The organism is Candidatus Saccharimonadia bacterium, assembly GCA_035544015.1.
In the GTDB taxonomy this organism is placed as follows: domain Bacteria; phylum Patescibacteriota; class Saccharimonadia; order UBA4664; family UBA4664; genus UBA5169.
The window spans coordinates 1-17,607 of sequence record DATKIP010000012.1 but is presented as its reverse complement, the minus strand read 5'-3'; the positions used below and the strand labels follow the sequence as shown (position 1 = coordinate 17,607).

Genomic DNA, 17,607 nt, shown 5'->3' with positions numbered 1-17,607 from the left:
GAGGAGAGTAGCCATGGCAGGTACCCAGAGTGGTGGCCGCAAAGCCGCCGCGACCAACAAACAGCGCTACGGTCTCAACTTTTACGAGCAGATTGGCCGCAAAGGCGGTAAAATTTCTCGCGGAGGAGGCTTTGCGACCAACCGCAGTCTCGCCGTAGAGGCTGGTCGTAAAGGCGGTAAGGCTTCGCGCCGTACCAAGACCAACGCCGATATCGCCGCGTAACTTTTGCGCAATGACCAAAGAGGACCCTTCGGGGTCTTTTTTGGTGTGCGGTGATGGTGCGCTTTCAAGAAATGGCCTGATACTTATCGTGAAATTACCTCCCATTTGGGTAGTACCCCAAAAGGAGGTAAAATGGCGCTATGAATACGCCAGATTTGCCGAGGCCAATGAATCCGGCTGAGTTTTATGCGCTGTTGGCGCTGAGTCGTGGCGATACGTATGGGTATGCGCTGAAGGCGATTATGCGAAATGATTCTTTGGGGGGTGTGGTGGTAGGAGATAACAAAATTTATCGCTTGTTGGAGCGATTAGTGGACGAAGCCTGGGTGGATGAAGCAGGTTCGCAGCCGGCGGGGCCGTCGGGCAAGCCGCGTCGGCATTATGCGATTACGGTGCATGGACAATTGCGGTTGAAGGAGGAATTGCAGCGGCTGGAACATGCTGCCAGGATTGGTCGAGCGGCTGGGCTGATGGATGACTCGACGCCGCTGGATATTCAGCGATTGTTGCTAGAAGCGGCTCGTTAGCTAGTTTTGGCGGTTTCGGTGAGGCTGGCGAAGCGCGACGTGATGGTGCGTTTGACGCGGCGGTCTTTGCGCCAGTTGACGACCCATTTGGCTCCGCAGGCGAAGCAGCCGTAGGAATCGCGGCCGCGCTGGAGGCTGAAATTTTTGCAATCGGGGCAGGTAGCGCGCTTGGTGAGCCAGTCGTCGTAGGAGGAGATGGTGGAGGCGATGTGGGCTTCGTTGATTTTGACGCCGAAACGTGGGGCGAGGTCGCGCGCGATGTCCCAGGCCTCCATTTCCATGCGCAGGAGTTCCATGTCGTATTTATAAATGCGGTGGCCGAGGCGGGCGTGGCCGAGCTCGTGAAGCAGGGCGAGACGGCCGTTGTTGGTGTCGATGCGGCGGGTGTCGATGGTGATGGTGCGCGAGGCGGGGGACCACATGAAGTATCTTCCCGGAACAAAGGTCTGATCCGTAAAATTCTTCAGAAACTCCATGCTCACCCTCCGTTTTCGATCTAGTAATCACTATAGAGCGTGGGGGATTGGAGTGTCGAGCATAAGTATTATGCGGTCTGCAACAATGCGAGTAGGTTTTTGTTGACAATAGTGCGTAAGTGTGTTAAATTAGAGACATCGATCATGAGGGTGATGAGCGGTGTTGGGGCCTTGGCCCGTCCGTGAAGCGAGTGCTCACCTCCTTGCCATCTGGACTGTGGACAATGCCCCTACAGCGCGACGTATCGAAATTATTCGCTCGCGCAAAATATACAAGAAGATAGCCCGGTGTTGCTTGGGTCTCGGCCCCTCCAAGGTGTCCATTCCTCGGCAACGCTGGGCTATCTTTGTGTTGGCGCAGGACTTGATTTTCTTGCTTATGCTTGCCTAACAGGGGCTTGTGGGTTACAACAAGTGATAAGGTTTAAGGAGTGCGCGAAAGTATGAATCGCGATTCGGTGAAGACGGTGTTGGGGCTTGTAATTATTGGTGGCATTGTGGTCGCCACGTTTTTGTATGGTAATGCGCAGCGCCAGGCTCAGCTGACGCACGATCAAGAGGTGAAGAAGCAGCAGGAGGCGAAGGTGGCCAAGGCTAGCCCGAGCGCTAGCGCGAGTGCTTCGCCGACAGCTACCAGCACGGCGACAGCGACGCCGACTCCAACGCAGGCTGCCACCAATACGGCGCCGGTGACGAGCCCGGGCGCCAGCTCGATCCAGGGCAGCCCGCAGACCGGCGGGAGCGTGGCGGCGGCCGAGGCCACGCCGACGACGGTGCCGGTGACGGGCGGCTCCGGCACGGCTAGCCCATTGCCGGACACGGGCCCTGAGGCGGCGGGTGCACTGGGAATTGGTTCGATTGCGGCCATGGTGATCGCGGTACGGCGCTCGAAGGCGGCTATGCTCAAGGCGGCGCGCAAGCACCAGTAGCGTAGTTTGGGCCAGCGCCTTCTGCCGATCCGTAGGACCAGCAGAAGGCGTGGGGTTGCTCGGCGGCTTATCCCATTGGCTTGAAGCCGGGTGGATTTGAACAGCTCACGGTTCCTTCCCCGCTTTGGGAGTCGAGGAGCAGTGGGTTTCTGGAGTCCCAGAGGGCGCACACGAGTGGTGCTAGATAGTCTCCTGGCTCGGTAGGAGACGTAAACTTGAACTGTAGGGACGAGCCCTCGTATGGTAGGACGTAAAACCACATTCGGAATCCTTGAGGCTGTTTGACGACGACGCCGACCCTACGAGGGGCTATCCGATATTGTCGCCCATACTCGTCGTGGGCGAGCATATATGCCCGACCGATGTCTACCTGAGACTGGCGGTATGACACGACGAATCTCAGTATCCGCCGTTCATTATCATTATCGACAATGATGTTCCGGAGCACCTGAGGCACTGGTGCAGCCGGCCCCATTGCCTGAAGCGGCTGATAGTCTTCGGAGCCAGGAGTGGTGCCCCTCACGCTGACGAGTACAGCTACGACTGCTAATACAACAGCCAGTACGGGGCCCGTCGCATTCCTGCGCCTAGCCTGGGGGCGCCTAGTCTCGAGCATTTTCACTCCGTCCGTCGAGCAGGCTTGGCCCATGGGTCCATGGGCCACAGGAATATATTATCGGTTTTTCAAACAGATGGGAGGGTGGCTTTACCCAAGGGTGATTTTAGGGTAGAATTGAGGGTAATCACTCCTGACCTGGCCAAGGCAGAGTGAAATCTTTTTTTGGAAGGAGAAGTACGCACCATTTTGGTCTTGCCCCGGAACGGCAGGCGGTGCGGAAACGACATCTATGGCACAAACGACTGAAATGACAATGGAGCAATTGCTCGCGGAGGCTCCGGTGGCCGGTATGGCGGCGGGAGACGTCGTCGAGGGAACGGTCATCGCGGCCGAGAAGCACGAAGTGTGGCTCGATCTGGGCGCGCGGGGCACTGGCCTCGTGGTAGGCCGCGAGATTGAGCATTCGCAGGACATTAAGCCCGGTGATGTTATCTCGGCTTCGGTGCTTGACCCCGAGGACGACCGCGGTTACGCGATCTTGAGCCTCAAGAAGGTGGCGAAGGAGAAGGGCTGGGAAAGCCTGGAAGAGCGCTTTAATAAGGGCGAAGTGTTTGGCGTAACGGCGTTTGACGCCAACAAGGGCGGTCTGCTCATCGAGGTAGACGGCATCCGCGGCTTCTTGCCGGTATCGCAACTTTCGGCCGAGAATTATCCCCGCGTGAGCGGTGCTGATAAGGACGAAATTTTGCATCGCCTCAACTCGCTCGTGGGCAAGCAGCTCGAAGTGCGGGTGCTCGACCTCAACCGCCGCGACAACAAGCTGATTCTTAGCGAGAAGGCGGCCAAGCGTGAGGACACGGAGAGTAAAGTCTCTAAGATGAAGGTTGGTGACGTGGTAGAAGGTATGGCGACCGGCGTGGTCGACTTTGGTATCTTCGTGAACGTCAACGGCGTAGAGGGCCTGGTGCACATCTCCGAGATTGCCTGGGACCGCGTCGACAACCCCGCCAGCTACGTGAAGGTGGGCGACAAAGTCTCGGCCAAAATTATCTCGATCGACCGTGACAAGTTGAGCCTGAGCATGAAGCAGCTCATTCCTGATCCGTGGATCAAGGACGCTGCCAAGTACCAGGTGGGCGATGAAGTGGAAGGCAAGATTACCCGCATCACGCCCTTTGGCGCTTTCGTGCAGGTGACGCCGGCCATTGAGGCGCTGGTGCACATTAGCGAGCTGAGTGATACGCACGTTGAAGATCCGTCGACCCTGGTGAAGCTGGGTGAGACGAAGAAATTCCGCATCATCGCGATCGATCCGGAGTCGCACAAGCTGAGCCTTTCGCTCAAAAGTCACAAAAAAGCCGACGCTGCCGGCGAGAAGTAGTGGCGCGCCAACCGATGCGGCGCTGCCGGGTATGCCGCACGCCGCATCCGAAGGCGCAATTGGCTCGCTGGACGCTGGTGGACGGCCGTCTAACGGCCGATCCGAGCCAAAGGGCTCCCGGAAGGGGGTACTATAGTTGCAGCGAACGGTGTGCCGAAATATTGCCCAAGACGATTAAGTCTGCTAAGTCCATGAAGAAAGTGTAAGGAACGCCCATGCTGGAAAAAACTCCCCAGACCCCAGAACCGATTACCGTTCCCGAGATTATCGGGGTGGGGGAGTTTGCGTCGCGGCTGGGGCTGCCGGTGACGCGCGTGATCGGCGAGTTGATGAAAAATGGCGTGATGGCCACGATCAACGAGCAGATTGATTTTGATACGGCGGCGATCATCGGCGCTGAGCTGGGATTTGAGGTGGTGGCTGAGGTGGTGGAGGCTGAGGCGGCGCCTGAGCGCGAGAAGCTGGCCGCCGGCGAAGGCGAGTCGCGGCCACCGATCGTGGCGGTGATGGGGCATGTGGACCACGGCAAGACCTCGCTGCTCGATGCGATTCGTAGCGCGCACGTGGCCGACAAAGAGGCTGGGGGTATCACGCAGCACATTGGCGCGTATCAGGTGAAGCGCGGTGAGCGGTGGATTACCTTCATCGACACGCCGGGCCACGAGGCGTTTTCGGCCTTGCGACAGCATGGTGCGCGCATGACCGATGTGGCGATCATTGTGGTGGCGGCTGATGACGGCGTGAAGCCGCAGACCAAAGAGGCGATTCGCCACGCCCAAGAGGCCGGCGTGCAGCTGGTGGTGGCGGTGAACAAGATCGACAAAGAGGGCGCCGACCCGATTCGGGTGCGCCAGGAATTATCTGAGCTGGGGCTGGTGGCCGAAGAGTGGGGTGGTACGACGGTGATGGTGGACGTGTCGGCCAAGGCCGGTACCAACATCGACAAGCTTCTTGATGTGGTGCTCCTGGTGGCGGACATTGAAGACCCGCGAGCGCGTCCGGACGGTGCGGCTGAGGGTGTAATTATTGAATCGCATTTGGACGCTGGCAAGGGGCCGGTGGCGACGGTGCTGGTGCGCAACGGTACCTTGAGCACGGGGGATTATTTGGTGGCTGGCGGCACGTACGCCAAAGTGCGCAGCTTGGGCGATTTTCGGGGCAAGCGGATCGTGAGTGCGCATCCTGGCATGCCGGCGGTGGTGGCTGGGTTTAAGGCTGTGCCATCGTTTGGTGACTTTTTTCGGGCTGTGGAGAGCGAAAAAGCGGCACGCGAGGCGGCGTCGGCAGTATTGCGGCGCGAGCAGAGCAAGAGCTTGGGGGTGAAGAAAATTGACGCGACGCAGCTGACGGCGGCGATCACGGCTGGTAATATCCAAGAGCTCAATGTGGTGATGAAGGCTGATACTCAGGGCTCGCTGGAGTCGTTGCTCGAGAGCCTGGAAGCTCTGCGCAACGCCGAGGTGGCAGTGAAGGTGGTGAGCTCAGCCGTGGGTGATATTTCGGAGAGCGATGTGGCGTTTGCCAAGACGGCGGGAGCGGTGCTCATTGGCTTTAATGTGAGCCTGAGCTCGGGGCTCAAGGCGCTGGCCAATCGCGAGCGGGTGCAAGTGCGCCTGTATAAAGTGATTTACGAACTCACCGACGATTTGCGCGAAGCGCTGGGCCAGATGTTGGCGCCGGAGGTGATCGAGACCGTGGTGGGCGAGCTCGAGATCAAGGGCGTATTTAAGACTACCAAGGCCAGCGTGGTGTGCGGTGGTACGGTGACGAGCGGCCGGATCGAGCCCAAGCTGAAGCTGCGGATTAAGCGTAGCGGCGAGGTGCAGGGCGAAGGTGTGCTTGAGACGCTGCAAAAGGAAAAGCAGGCGGCCAAAGAGGTGGTAGAGGGCGAGACGTGCGGTATGAGCGTGGCCACCAGTGCGGCCATCGAGATGGGTGATACCCTCGAATTTTACACGGTTGAAACTAAAGCGCGGACGCTGTAGGCGAACCACGATATGTCGCAGCGTGTAGCTAAAATAGAGAGTTTGATCCAGCAGGTGGTGGCGCCTGAGCTCGTGAATGCGCTGGATCGCGATGCGGCGGCGGCTACGGTGACGCGGGTGGATGCGGCGCCGGATATGCGCAATGCCACGGTGTGGATCGGGTTGCTGGGCGACGAAGCGGCGCAGGATGCGCTGTGGGTGCGCATTGAGCGAGTGCAGAGCCAGCTACAGGCGGCGGTGGGTAAAAGATTGACGACAAAATTTGTTCCCCGGTTGCATTTGGAGCGTGACACGGGTGGTGAGTATGCCGCCAAGATTGATCGACTGCTACGCGGTTTGTGAGGCTGATGTTGCTTATGGTATATTCGCTCTAGATAGGAGCGCGATTGATGATGGGACCGGGCGGACCGGAACAGGGTGGAGCGAACGAACCGGAGTCGCAAGAGGCTCGTGGACTGCGGCGATGGCTCGCGAATCGGTCCGCGGGGGAGCGTCATGATCGGGAGCGTCCGAGTAGGGCCGCCGCGGAAGAAGATGCGGCGCGTAGGGCAGCTGAAGCGCTGAATGTAATCTATGCTGACGCGATCCGGCTTGATCCACCGGCGGAAAGCTCACCGATGCGGGAGCCTCGGCCGATGCCGGCGCCCGCTTCGCCGGTGGTACAGGGTTTGCTTCGGGATAGTTGGCAGCCGGGAGGGGTTCCCGAAGAGCAGTTGTATCAACGGGCCACTGCGCTTTCGCCGGAGGACCTGAGCGGGTTGCGATCTTGGTTGGCGGAAGATATGCTTCGGGGTCTTGATACGGGCGTTTACCATAAGGTACGCGATGTGCTTCTGCGGGTGCAAGACGAGCGAGCTGGTGCGGCTGGTGTAGCAGACAATTTGAATAAGCGGCCTGTAGGGCCGGAGCTGCCGCCGCCGGCTTGGGAGCGGCTGCCCGTGCAACCGCCTCGGGCTTCGCATGCTGCGGTGCCGTCGGGGCCGGCTGAACCCGGTAGGATGCAGGGGGCCGTAGACGGGTTGGCGGCGCGTTTTGCCGACCCACAAGAACGATTGCGAGATGGTACGGAGCCTAGGACGGGGGGTAGCAGGGCCGGAAACCGCGGCCCTGCAGCGTCGAGGCCTGAGGCGCCCGCGGCAGCTGGTGGCGGTGCCTCGGGTGGCGGCGATGGCCCGACTGGCCCGCCGACTGGACCGCCGGCGAGTCCGGCGCCGGGTGGGGAGCCGCGGCCTGGGGATGGCTCGGAGGAGGGCGAGCGGCGCCGAGGATGGCGAGAGCGGCGGGAAGAGCGTCGTGATGCCCGCAATGCTGCTCGTGACGAATCGCTGCGAAAGTTTCTGGAGCCGCAGCTGGATATTCCGGCGGAGGGTACGCCCGAACGGACTGAGCTGGACGATAATTTCCGCGTTAATTTTGCGGCGGCAGCCGAAAGGCGAGCGCAGCAAAACCGGCCGACGCCGCCCGATGAGCCAGCGCAAGCGCATGGGGAGCGGCTCCCAAGGCGCCGAACGGAAAATCTCGATGCTACCGAGATAGCAAGCATGATTCATCATCAGAAAGTCGAGCCCGGCGGGTCACCGAGTGTTGCTGATTTGAGCACACCGGCGGCATACAGGGATATCTTGGCTCATTTGCAGCGAGATGGTGTGGTGGGCGAGATGGGCGAGCTGCCAAGGTGGACGAAGTCTTTTCAGATCAAGTCGGGACGGGCTCATGTGCAGCTGTACCCGGTGGAGCATGAGCCCGATATGGCGTTGGTGCTGCGGATGGACCCATCGGGCAAGAAGCGATTAGGCGGTTGGTGGCCGAAAAAACGGGAGTATGAGCCGGCGGTAATGATGCTAGTTCGGACTCAAGAGGTAGAGGGGCCTGATAAAACGAAGTTTACGCCGTCGGCTTGGGAGCCAGGCAAAGAAGGCGAGATGAAGCCGACCAAGGCGCTGAAGTCGATTGTGGAAGCTTCAATCGTCGGGGCTCGGACGCGGCCGAACGCTAGGGGGAAGAGCGCAATGCTAGGCATTCGGCGGCCACCGGAGACAACGTCGAACGTGCCGAGCGTAGATTTAGGTATGGCCGATGCCGGTATGTTTGCTGAGCGAGACAGGCGGCTGGCGGATTTGGGCCGGGCACGAGCGGCTAGTGCTTCTCCTGGGGTGCCTTCGCCAAGGCCGGAAGATAATCCGCCAGGGCCAGACCGATTTGAATCATATTTGGGGCCGATGCCGACAGGGGCGGGGGAACAACATCTGCAAGACGCTTTGAAAGAACGCGAGCGGATGCTCGAGGAGTGGGAGGAGCATGATCAGGCGCTGGACGCTTGGCGCGAACGCGATGCTGAAGTGGCGCGGGCTGAGGGGGTTCCTTTGAAGCCGGGTAGCTTGCAGTCGGCGGGAGCTACCGAAAACGAGGATGGATATGCGCATGCGCCTGGAGACGCGATGGCGCGTCGAGCGGCGCGAAACATTGTGGAGCCGCCAGAGGGGATCGAGGATGCGCCGGAGGGGATGGCTGGATTGCCGCGAGGTTTGCGGGCGGTGCGGCCCGTGGGGTCGCCGCCGGTGAGCGTAGAGGTGCCGCCGGTTGCAAAGGTGGCGGCGAAGGCACAGCCGGCTGCGGGGGCGGCGGCGCCACGAATCGACTCGCCGGGTGCTAGTGGGGGCGGTGGTACGGAGGCGGCGCCCGCGGCTGTGCCGGCGCCGGCGATTGAGTCTGGCGGGGAGGCTGCTCCGGCCGAGGAGCGTCCAAGCTTTGATAAATTTGTGACTCTTGTAAAGAAGGGTAACCCCGATCTTGACTTTGACGTTCCAGCTAGCCGGCTGCCGAATGTTTTTCAAGTGTCTACGATGGCCGACCAGCTTACGAGCCATGCTCAATTGGCGGATTTGGAGCGGGCTGTTAGAGCCCGAGGCGCGCAGGAGCGTGCGGATATTGAGAAGCTTGCTCGGGACCAGGCGGACTCTGGCGGTGCCCCATCGGGTCTGGAGAAAAGATTGGAGACTCATGAGCGACGGTTGGTGGCTATTATTAACCGGAGACATACGCAAATTCGGGACGAGGAGCGGGAGGCTGTTCGTCGGCGAGAGCTTGGTATTCGGGCTCGAGCATTGAGATCAGTTGAGAGCGATGATGAATTTGTTGGTGCGCGTGATGAGTTGGTGAATCAAGCGGTCGAGAGTGGCTACGTCTTGCCTGATCCGAAAGCGCGATTGGGTGTGCGGCCAGGGCCGGATGAAGAATCGGCGGTATTTATTCATGAACTGATGGAGGGTCGGGATGCGGTTCGGGCACGAGCTGCGAGAAAGGCTGAGCCGCGGGGTCGCGGGGCCGTGGAGTCGCCTCGAGCGGCAGCTGAAACTGATGGCTCGGCGGTTTCGGTAGAGACGGTAGCAGAGAATGAGGATGCGGGGATTGAGCAGTTCACCGAGCGGGTGCGTGGTTTGGCGGCATCGGGCGCGGATCAGGCGGCTCTTGCGACAGAACTGCCGTATGTATTGGATGAGGCTTTGAGGTTGGGGTTGGTAGCGCCGGCGCCACGGGCTAATTATTGGGGCGTAGAAAGTGATGGCTCCGACTCGTCGAATGCATTTATGGAGTTGTTGCAGACGACATTTCCTGAGCAAGCTGCCCAGGCATCCGATGAGAATGAGGAGCGCTAGCTAGGTCAGCGGGTGGCCGGTGAGGAAATCGCGGGCGGGCATGTCGCGTTTGCCGGCTGGTTTGAGGCGATCGATGATGAGGCTGCCGGTGGCGGCGTAGACGGCTAGCTCGCCGTCGTCGGTGCGGTGAGATTGGCCGGCTGGTCCGGAATCGGAGGCCGTGTGCGCGGCGGTGATGGTGACCTCGGCGCCGGCGAGGTGGGTGCGGCTGCCGGGCCAATCGAGGTAGCCGCGGACTTCGCGCTCGAGACGCTGGGCGGTTTTGGTCCAGTCGATGAGGCCGTCGGCTTTGGTGAGGCGACCCACGAGCGAGGCTTCGGCTTCGTTTTGGGGAATAGGTACCACCTGGCCCTCGAGGATAGCGGGGAGGCGAATGGCGAGCAGGTCGGCGCCGAGCTCGGCGAGGCGTTCGTAGAGTTCGGGGCGGGTTTCGGTGCCTTCGAGCTGAATTTTGGAGACGTCGTAGGTGGGGCCGGTATCGAGGCCAGCTTCGAGCTGCATGAGAGTGACGCCGGTCTCGTCGTCGCCGTTTAGGATGGCGGCTTCGATGGGCGAGGCGCCGCGATAGCGGGGCAGCAGGGAGGCGTGGATATTGACGAGGCCGCGCGGAAAGAGCTCGAGGAGACTCGGAGGGATGAGCTTGCCATAGGCTACCACCACGCCAATGACGGCCTTGGTGGCGGCGAGCTCGGCGTGGATGTCGCCGACGCGATGGGGCTGGAGTACGGTGATGCCGGCGGCGGTGGCTAGGCGTTTGACGGCCGGCTCGCTGATTTTTTGGCCGCGGCCGGTGGGCGAGTCGGGCTTGGTGACCACGGCGGCTATATTCCAGCCCTTGGCGATGAGCTGCACGAGCGAAGGTACGCTAAACGCGTCGGTGCCAAAAAACACGATCGGTGCGCGGTGTTTGGCCGGGATGGTCATGGCCGGGCCGGCGCTTCGAGCGGGCTTAGGGGTGTGAATTTGCCGTCGGGTTGGAGTTTGAAGAGCTTGCGGGGGTCATCGATGCGGTCGACGAACACGATGCCGTTGGTGTGGTCGATTTCGTGCTGAAACACGCGGGCGAGAAAGCCGGTGGCGGTGACGCGAATCGGCTGGCCGTCGAGATTGAGGGCTTTGATTTTGACTTTGGGGTAGCGGGCGACTGAGCCGTAAACGTCTTTGACGCTCAGGCAGCCTTCGAGCTCTTCGGTGGGTTCGCCCTCGGCTTTGACGATTTCGGGATTGATGAAGACGCCGAAGGTTTTGTTGGTCTTGTCGTCGAAGTCGTCGCGGATGACGACGAGGCGGTACGGCTTGGCGACCTGAACGGCGGCGAGCGCGGCGCCAAACTCGTGTTCGCGGCTTGATTCCCAGTCGAGCGTGGCCGTGATCATGCTTTCGGCGAGCGCGCGAATCTCGCCGTCGACGTGGCCGATGCGCTTAGAGCGCTCCCGCAGCAGGGGGTTGGGGATGGAGATGATATCTTTGAGGGTCATACGGGGCCTATTTTACAGGACTCTGCGCCCGCGGGCCACTAGAGGAGGTTGACGGGGTCCAAATCGGCGGTCCAATGGTCGGAGGGCAGGCCGGCGGCGATAGCGATGAGTGGGGGGCGGGATTTGGCTTTGACGATGAGCATCCAGTGGTATTTGCCGGCTTGGGTTTCGATAAAGGCGGGTGCTGGGCCAATGACGGTGAGGTTTGGCCGGCGTAGCTCGGTGGCGAGGCGGGTGGCTTCGGCGACGGCCGCCGCCTGATTGGGCAGGGCGATGGTGAGCTTGAGTAGGTAAACATAGGGGGGGTAGTTTAGGGCCTGGCGTTCGGCGAGCTCGCCGGCGGCAAAGTGGTCGAACGCGCCGGAAGCGGCGGCCACGATGGCGGGGTGCTCGGGGGTGTAGGTTTGGATGAAGATTTGGCCCGGCCGATCGCCGCGGCCGGTGCGCCCCGACACCTGGCTGATGAGCTGGTAGGTGTGCTCGGCGGCGGTGAAGTCGGGGAGGTAGAGCATGGTGTCGGCCGATACAACCCCCACCGTGTCGATGGCAGGCAGGTCGAGGCCTTTGGCGATCATTTGGGTGCCGATGAGGATGTCGAGCTCTCCGGCGCGGAGTTGCTTGAAGACCTGTTTGATATGCGGCAGCGTGGCACTGTCGCGGTCGAGACGGGCCACGCGAGCCTCGGGCCATAGTCGCTCGACTTCGGCCTCGATGCGCTTGGTGCCGCCGCCGAGCAGGCGCAGGTTGGCGCTGCCGCAGCTGGGGCACACGGCGTCGGCGGTGCGGCGGAAGTTGCAATGGTGGCAGATGAGCCGCAGGAGGTCGGCGTGAAAGGTGAGCGGCAGGTTGCAGCGCGGGCACAGACTCACGGCGCCGCAGTCGCCGCAAATTTGGCTAGAGGCGCTGCCGCGGCGATTGAGATAGAGCAAGGTTTGGCGGCCGGCCGCCATGGTGGCGGTGATGGCGGCGATGAGTGGCTGAGTAATAAATTTGCTCAATGTGAATACATTTTTTTCGCGTAGGTCGATAATTTTGGCTTGGGGTAGAGGAATATTGTTGGCGCGAGTTGAGAGATAGATGTGTTCAAGACGCCCCTGTTGGGCCAAATACAACTCTCCGAGACCGGGCGTAGCGGAGCCGAGCACCAGCCGGGCCCCGGCAGTGCGGGCGCGGTAGGCGGCCGTGGGGATGGCGTGGTAGCGGGGGTGCTGGTCTTGTTTGTAGGTAGTTTCGTGGCACTCGTCGATGACGATGAGTCCTAGCTGATGCGCTGGCAAAAACAGGCAACTGCGGGGGCCAACGATGATGCGAGGCTGACCGGCGGCTGCGGCAGTGGCGGCGGCGTTCCAGATGCTATGACGCTTGGCTTCGGTGAGCTTGGAATGGGTGGTGAGCACCTGATTGCCAAAGGCGGCTTCGAACTCAGCCACAATTTGGTGGGTGAGCGTGATCTCGGGCACGAGCACAATCACTGAGCGGCTGGCGGCGAGAGCCTCGGCGGCGAGCTCGAGATAGAGGCGGGTTTTGCCCGAGCCGGTGACGCCCTGCACCAGGTGGGCGGTGTGATGGGAGCCACGGATGCGGGCGAGCGCGGCGGTTTGCTCGGCCGTGAGGGGCGAGGCGGGGAGGCCGCGGGCGGCGGTTGGGGCCGCGGGGGCATTGCTCGTGGAACGGCGGGTTTTGGCCAGGCCAGCGGGTAGTATGGTGCTCCAAACACTGGCGGGGCTGGCGGCGTAGTAGCGGCTGAGCCACGCGGCTAGCTCGCGCAGATCGGGGGTGATCGGCGCTTGATCGATGACGCGGGTGATGGGTTTGGTGGCAAAGCTGGGGCGGTGGGGGCTGGTGGCATCGACAATGCCCACGACCCGGCGCGGGCCGATCGGCACCTCTACGAGTTGTCCGGCGGCGAGTATTTCGCCGTCGTGATGATACGTAAAGGCGGTCGCGCGGCCGGTATAGGCGAGCGGCGTAATGGTGTAGTAGTGTCGTGACTCCATGGCTTCTCCGGATCGGACTTTTAGTATACCGTGCGCCTCTGCTATGCTCGGAATATGTATTTCCACGACCGAGCCGAGGCTGGCGACAAGCTGGCAGATGAACTGCTGAACTACCGTTACGAGAACACGGCGGTGTTGGCGCTATCCCCGGGCGGGGTGGTGGTGGGTGAGCAAATCGCGCGGCGGCTGCACTGTACGTTGTCGTTGCTGCTGACCTCGCGCATTACGGCGCCGGGGGATGAGAGTCTCGTGATTGGTACTATGGATCAGACCGGGGGATTTACCTACAATTCGATGATTCCGGCGGGAGAAATGGAAGAGTATTTGCAGGATATGCGCTCGTACGTAGAAGAAGAGAAATTGCATCAAATTTACAAAATGACTTCGGTAGTGGGTGAGCACGGTCTGGCTGATCCGGGGCAGCTGGAGGGGCGCAATATTATCATCGCGACCGACGGGGTGAAGAACGGCCTGAGTTTTGACGCCGCGCTGCATTTTTTGACGCGTATCCGGATCGAGAAGACGATTGCGGCGGTGCCGGTGGGGCCGGCGGAGGTGATTGAGCGGCTGCATGGGTTGGTGGACGAGCTGCATTACCTGTATATTCCAGAGAATTTTTTTTCCGTGGGGCATTATTACACGGATGAGGATCGGGTGGACGCCGAGGATGTGATGCCGCTGATCGATAATGTGGTGGCGCGCTGGATATAGTGCGGGTTGAATTGACGGTGTGAAGCGATCTGGGATATAGTGCTGCACAGGTATGAGTTTACGCTTGAAGTTGGGACTAATAGTGGCGCTGGCCGTTGTGACGGCGGTGTTGACGTTGCCGCGAGAAGACGCGGTGCTTCGGGCGTTGGGCCTTAAGAACGCGAAGCTGAGCGTTAAGCAGGGGCTGGATTTGCAGGGCGGTGCCCAGCTGGTGTTTCAGGCTGATCTGAGTAAAACGCCGTCGGCGCAGCGTCAGGCGGCGGTGGATTCGCTCATCACCGTGATCACGAAGCGCGCCAACTTCGGCGGTACGAGTGAGGTGATTGTGCAGCGCCAGGGGAGCGACAAGGTGAGCGTGAGTCTGCCGGGCGTGAAGGACGTGAATGAGGCGATTGATCGCATTGGCAAGACCGCCGATCTGGAATTTTTGGAAGTGAATGCGGCCGATAATTCGACGGTGCCGACGGGTCTGTCGGGCAAAGATGTGGATAGCGCCTCGGCCGATTACGACCCGCAGCGGGCGCAGCCGGTGGTGCGGCTCAAACTCAAGGGCGGCGATGCTACGCGGCGGTTTGGTGATCTCACGACCAAGCTGAGCCAAAGCAAGAACCTGCTCTTGACCATGCTCGATGGTCAGCCGACGTTTGGCCCGGCGACCACTGAGCCGATTACTGACGGCACGGCGATTTTGTCGGGTAACCTTGATGTGAAAGAGGCCAAGAAAATCGCCGATGAGATCACGGCCGGGGCCTTGCCGGTGCCGGTGACGTTGGTGGAGCAGCGCTCGGTGGGGCCGACATTGGGCAAGGAGTCGGTGCGGGCGTCGGTGGTGGCGGGCGTGATCGGCTTGGGCGTGGTGGCGTTGTTTATGCTGTCGTATTACCGGCTGGCCGGGCTGCTGGCGGTGCTGGCGCTGGGTGTGTATACCACGATCACCATTACGCTCTACAAGCTCAGTGCTTTGCTGCCGGGTTATACGATCGTGCTGACCCTGGCGGGTATCGCGGGCTTTATTTTGAGTATTGGTATGGCGGTGGACGCTAACATTTTGATTTTTGAACGCCTGAAAGAAGAGCTGCGGGCGGGTAAGAGTTTTGTGGCGGCGGTGGAGGCGGCGTTTGACCGGGCGTGGATGAGTATTCGTGACTCGAATGTGTCGACGCTCATTACGTGTGTGATTTTGTTTATGACGTCGTCGGCTACGCCGATTATTCGCGGGTTTGCGGTGACGCTGGGCCTCGGGGTGCTTGTGTCGCTGTTTACGGCAGTGGTGGTGAGCCGGACGCTATTGCGGCTGGTGATTCGGCAGCCTTGGGGTCGTAAGCCGGCGTGGTACGGTGTGCGCGTGTCGGAGGAGCAGAAATGAATCTGATTGGAAAGCGTCGGATCTGGTACGGTATCTCGGTGGTGATGATTGTGCCGGGGCTGGTGTCGCTCCTCATGTTTGGGTTGCGGCTGGGGATTGATTTTAGCTCGGGACAGCTGCTGGTGGCGGCCGGCAGTGTGGCGACGGCGCAGGTTGATGACGCGGCCAAGGGCTTGGGTTTTCAGGATATTCAGGTGGTGCAGAGCGGGTCGGATCAGACCCAGATTCGTTTCCGTGACCCGGCGCCGCAAGCTAGCCATGAGGTCAATCACCAGAAGTTTAAGGCCGAGCTGGCTAAGCGCGGTGTCAGTGAATTGTCGTTTGACAGCGTGGGGCCGACGGTGTCGAGCACGATTGCGACCAATGCGATCGTGAGCTTGGTGCTCGTATCGCTGGCGATCGTGCTGTACATTGCGTTTGCGTTCCGTAATGCGCCGCCGCCGGTGTCGCCGTGGAGCTTTGGGCTGATGGCGATTGTGGCATTGCTGCACGATGCGTTCTTTGTGCTGGGCGTGTTCTCACTGCTAGGGCACTTCTTTGGGGTGGAAATCGACGCGCTGTTTGTGACGGCTATTTTGACGGTGATTGGCTTCTCGGTGCACGATACCATTGTGGTGTTCGACCGTATTCGCGAGAACTTGCGGCGCGACAAGGGCTCGTTTGAGCAGGTGGTGAATAACTCGATTCTGGAAACAATTGCGCGGTCGATTAACACGTCGATGACGGTGCTGTTGACGCTGCTAGCGCTGCTGCTGTTTGGCGGCCAAAGCATTCGGTTGTTTGTGCTGGCGCTCTTGATCGGAGTGGCTTCGGGTACGTATTCGTCGATCTTTAATGCTTCGCCGCTGCTCGTGACGCTGCATAATTGGCGGCTTAAGCGAATCGAGAAGGCGCGTCGACAGCCTAAGAAGGCTTAGCGGCGGTAATAATTGCGGATCGTGCAGGCCGGGGGCTGGTGGCCCCCGGCCTGCTGGCGGTTGGGTTAGCGGTGGCCGGCCGGCGTAGTGACGGCTGGCGCGGGCGGGGTGCTGTGGAGGTCGGCGGCCTTCTGAAGTCCCCCCGCGATGAGTAAGACGGCGATAACTACTACCCAGGTGATGAAGGTGCGTACTCTGGGTCCCATCAAAACCCCCATGTATCCAACTCTCATCTGGCTGGATTGACCCCCCGTGGACCAAATCTCAGCGAGACCAAGACATGGTGCTATATAATCTGGTTGGTGTCAATGCCTGGCGGCGTCGGCGGCTACCGATCGGGGGACTGTAGGGGTGCTGAGGGGATCTGGCGCGACGGAGCGGGGGTAGGGCGATAGGTCCTGGCGGAACTGTCGATGCTCACGATGATTCCCAGCCCGATGCCGAGCCCTAAGAGCAATGCAGCCAGAAGCACGATGAGATCGAATCGAGTGAAGACGCGGCGCGAGCTGCTCACGAGTGCTCCAGGGGTGCGGGGTGCCTCCGGCCGGTGGGTCGGATGGAGGTATTATGGGGGTGGTATGGCCTGGTATCAAGGGGAATAATCATAAAAAACACCCCGGTTTTGAAGGCGAGGTGGGGGATAATAGCAGGCTGGTCGGGCCGGGCGCTGTGAGGCGCCCGGCCCGATGCCCGTAGGAGGAGCGTGCTCAGGTTGCGATCGCGGGCATCGCTGGCTGACCGTGGCGGCCGGTCCGGCGGGCCTGGACGACGAACGTGCCGATGGCCAGAACCAGTGTGACGGCCGCCATGCCGAAGGTGGCGTAGACCGCGAAGTGGAGGACGGAGGCGTGGTGGTCCCACCTGGCGGCTTCTGCCCGCGAGCCGGGCTCGTCGAAGAGGCGGTTGACCTCGGCGGTCTGCGTGCAGAGTTGGGCCAGTTGGCCCAGCGTCCAGGCGCTGATCAGGTAGCACCACATCGCGCCCAGTCCGTATGCAGCGCGGCCGAGCAGCCGGATACCCGACTGCCCGGAGTACAACGCGAGCAGGACGAAGATGGTGGCTATGAAGGCCGACACGGGAGCGGCCCATGGCCAATAAACTCCATCGGTGAGCACCGCGTCGAGCGATTCGAAGGCCGAGATCGCGCCAACCATCACGGCGGTGGCGAGGGTCATGGCTACGAGTGCAGCGATGCGCTTCATCAAGCTCTCCTACGGGTTTTCGAGGTTCGGCTTGGGGGTGCCCCGGGCGGGGTCCTGTCCCCTCCATTCCGTTTTGAAGTGCACCACCCAGTCCTGTAACAACGAGGTATGGGCAGGACATATAAGCAGCTAGATCAATCAATGCGAGACCGGATTAAAGCATTACTGGATGACGGGTACGGGGTACGCAAAATCGGCCG

16 protein-coding genes are annotated in these 17,607 nt (G+C 60.9%); 10 read left to right on the top strand and 6 right to left on the bottom strand.

Annotation, left to right across the window (positions count from 1 at the left end):
- The first annotated feature begins 13 nt into the window (after positions 1–13).
- Positions 14–223 (top strand): KGG domain-containing protein, encoded by a 210-nt coding sequence (locus VMT30_00700; GenBank protein ID HVQ43473.1) that lies wholly within the window; start codon positions 14–16, stop codon positions 221–223.
- A 140-nt stretch (positions 224–363) separates the two neighbouring features.
- Positions 364–750 carry a helix-turn-helix transcriptional regulator gene (locus VMT30_00695; protein ID HVQ43472.1) on the top strand — a complete coding sequence of 129 codons (387 nt, stop codon included), beginning with the start codon at positions 364–366 and terminating at the stop codon, positions 748–750.
- Here VMT30_00695 and VMT30_00690 read toward each other — a convergent pair.
- Positions 747–1,226 (bottom strand): hypothetical protein, encoded by a 480-nt coding sequence (locus VMT30_00690; GenBank protein HVQ43471.1) that lies wholly within the window; start codon positions 1,224–1,226, stop codon positions 747–749. The genes VMT30_00695 and VMT30_00690 overlap by 4 nt on opposite strands.
- A 443-nt stretch (positions 1,227–1,669) precedes the next feature.
- Between VMT30_00690 and VMT30_00685 the strand changes: the two genes are divergently transcribed.
- From VMT30_00685 to VMT30_00665, 5 genes are all read left to right on the top strand, one after another.
- A complete protein-coding gene (locus VMT30_00685; GenBank protein ID HVQ43470.1) occupies positions 1,670–2,155 on the top strand; it encodes a hypothetical protein in 486 nt (161 codons plus the stop codon).
- Positions 2,156–3,003: 848 nt separating this feature from the next.
- On the top strand, positions 3,004–4,095 hold the full coding sequence (locus tag VMT30_00680) for a S1 RNA-binding domain-containing protein (GenBank protein ID HVQ43469.1): 1,092 nt from the start codon (positions 3,004–3,006) through the stop codon (positions 4,093–4,095).
- Positions 4,096–4,310: 215 nt separating this feature from the next.
- Positions 4,311–6,080, top strand: coding sequence for a translation initiation factor IF-2 (gene infB / locus VMT30_00675; protein HVQ43468.1), 1,770 nt, complete (start codon positions 4,311–4,313; stop codon positions 6,078–6,080).
- Positions 6,081–6,092: 12 nt separating this feature from the next.
- Positions 6,093–6,422, top strand: coding sequence for a ribosome-binding factor A (locus VMT30_00670; protein ID HVQ43467.1), 330 nt, complete (start codon positions 6,093–6,095; stop codon positions 6,420–6,422).
- 47 nt (positions 6,423–6,469) lie between these two features.
- Positions 6,470–9,736, top strand: a complete 3,267-nt coding sequence (locus tag VMT30_00665; protein ID HVQ43466.1) for a hypothetical protein — start codon at positions 6,470–6,472, stop codon at positions 9,734–9,736.
- Here the strand turns inward: VMT30_00665 and fmt are convergent, their stop codons facing one another.
- From fmt to priA, 3 genes are read right to left on the bottom strand one after another with little or no spacing between them, the layout of a single operon-like run.
- Complete coding sequence (gene fmt / locus VMT30_00660) at positions 9,737–10,660, bottom strand: methionyl-tRNA formyltransferase (GenBank protein HVQ43465.1); 924 nt, start codon at positions 10,658–10,660, stop codon at positions 9,737–9,739. It lies immediately after the preceding gene.
- Positions 10,657–11,214 (bottom strand): peptide deformylase, encoded by a 558-nt coding sequence (def, locus tag VMT30_00655; GenBank protein ID HVQ43464.1) that lies wholly within the window; start codon positions 11,212–11,214, stop codon positions 10,657–10,659. Before def ends, fmt begins: the two co-directional genes overlap by 4 nt.
- Before the next feature lie 38 nt (positions 11,215–11,252).
- Positions 11,253–13,211 carry a primosomal protein N' gene (gene priA, locus VMT30_00650; GenBank protein ID HVQ43463.1) on the bottom strand — a complete coding sequence of 653 codons (1,959 nt, stop codon included), beginning with the start codon at positions 13,209–13,211 and terminating at the stop codon, positions 11,253–11,255.
- Positions 13,212–13,265: 54 nt separating this feature from the next.
- Between priA and VMT30_00645 the strand changes: the two genes are divergently transcribed.
- The 3 genes from VMT30_00645 to secF are packed head-to-tail and all read left to right on the top strand — an operon-like array spanning position 13,266 to position 16,205.
- Complete coding sequence (locus tag VMT30_00645) at positions 13,266–13,922, top strand: phosphoribosyltransferase family protein (protein HVQ43462.1); 657 nt, start codon at positions 13,266–13,268, stop codon at positions 13,920–13,922.
- 52 nt (positions 13,923–13,974) lie between these two features.
- On the top strand, positions 13,975–15,288 hold the full coding sequence (secD, locus tag VMT30_00640) for a protein translocase subunit SecD (GenBank protein ID HVQ43461.1): 1,314 nt from the start codon (positions 13,975–13,977) through the stop codon (positions 15,286–15,288).
- A complete protein-coding gene (secF, locus tag VMT30_00635; GenBank protein HVQ43460.1) occupies positions 15,285–16,205 on the top strand; it encodes a protein translocase subunit SecF in 921 nt (306 codons plus the stop codon). The genes secD and secF overlap by 4 nt, the downstream gene beginning before the upstream one ends.
- A gap of 65 nt (positions 16,206–16,270) precedes the next feature.
- Here secF and VMT30_00630 read toward each other — a convergent pair whose 3' ends face one another.
- Positions 16,271–16,411: a hypothetical protein gene (locus tag VMT30_00630; GenBank protein ID HVQ43459.1), complete on the bottom strand. Its 141-nt coding sequence runs from the start codon at positions 16,409–16,411 to the stop codon at positions 16,271–16,273.
- Between the two features lie 501 nt (positions 16,412–16,912).
- Positions 16,913–17,407 (bottom strand): hypothetical protein, encoded by a 495-nt coding sequence (locus VMT30_00625; GenBank protein HVQ43458.1) that lies wholly within the window; start codon positions 17,405–17,407, stop codon positions 16,913–16,915.
- Between the last annotated feature and the right edge of the window lie 200 nt (positions 17,408–17,607).

What these genes read in the sequence shown, in the direction of transcription:
- VMT30_00700 (HVQ43473.1), top strand. Translation starts at nt 14, where the DNA reads ATGGCAGGTACCCAGAGTGGTGGCCGCAAAGCCGCCGCGACCAACAAA.
- VMT30_00695 (HVQ43472.1), top strand. Translation starts at nt 364, where the DNA reads ATGAATACGCCAGATTTGCCGAGGCCAATGAATCCGGCTGAGTTTTAT.
- VMT30_00690 (HVQ43471.1), bottom strand. Translation starts at nt 1,226, where the DNA reads ATGGAGTTTCTGAAGAATTTTACGGATCAGACCTTTGTTCCGGGAAGA.
- VMT30_00685 (HVQ43470.1), top strand. Translation starts at nt 1,670, where the DNA reads ATGAATCGCGATTCGGTGAAGACGGTGTTGGGGCTTGTAATTATTGGT.
- VMT30_00680 (HVQ43469.1), top strand. Translation starts at nt 3,004, where the DNA reads ATGGCACAAACGACTGAAATGACAATGGAGCAATTGCTCGCGGAGGCT.
- infB (HVQ43468.1), top strand. Translation starts at nt 4,311, where the DNA reads ATGCTGGAAAAAACTCCCCAGACCCCAGAACCGATTACCGTTCCCGAG.
- VMT30_00670 (HVQ43467.1), top strand. Translation starts at nt 6,093, where the DNA reads ATGTCGCAGCGTGTAGCTAAAATAGAGAGTTTGATCCAGCAGGTGGTG.
- VMT30_00665 (HVQ43466.1), top strand. Translation starts at nt 6,470, where the DNA reads ATGATGGGACCGGGCGGACCGGAACAGGGTGGAGCGAACGAACCGGAG.
- fmt (HVQ43465.1), bottom strand. Translation starts at nt 10,660, where the DNA reads ATGACCATCCCGGCCAAACACCGCGCACCGATCGTGTTTTTTGGCACC.
- def (HVQ43464.1), bottom strand. Translation starts at nt 11,214, where the DNA reads ATGACCCTCAAAGATATCATCTCCATCCCCAACCCCCTGCTGCGGGAG.
- priA (HVQ43463.1), bottom strand. Translation starts at nt 13,211, where the DNA reads ATGGAGTCACGACACTACTACACCATTACGCCGCTCGCCTATACCGGC.
- VMT30_00645 (HVQ43462.1), top strand. Translation starts at nt 13,266, where the DNA reads ATGTATTTCCACGACCGAGCCGAGGCTGGCGACAAGCTGGCAGATGAA.
- secD (HVQ43461.1), top strand. Translation starts at nt 13,975, where the DNA reads ATGAGTTTACGCTTGAAGTTGGGACTAATAGTGGCGCTGGCCGTTGTG.
- secF (HVQ43460.1), top strand. Translation starts at nt 15,285, where the DNA reads ATGAATCTGATTGGAAAGCGTCGGATCTGGTACGGTATCTCGGTGGTG.
- VMT30_00630 (HVQ43459.1), bottom strand. Translation starts at nt 16,411, where the DNA reads ATGGGACCCAGAGTACGCACCTTCATCACCTGGGTAGTAGTTATCGCC.
- VMT30_00625 (HVQ43458.1), bottom strand. Translation starts at nt 17,407, where the DNA reads ATGAAGCGCATCGCTGCACTCGTAGCCATGACCCTCGCCACCGCCGTG.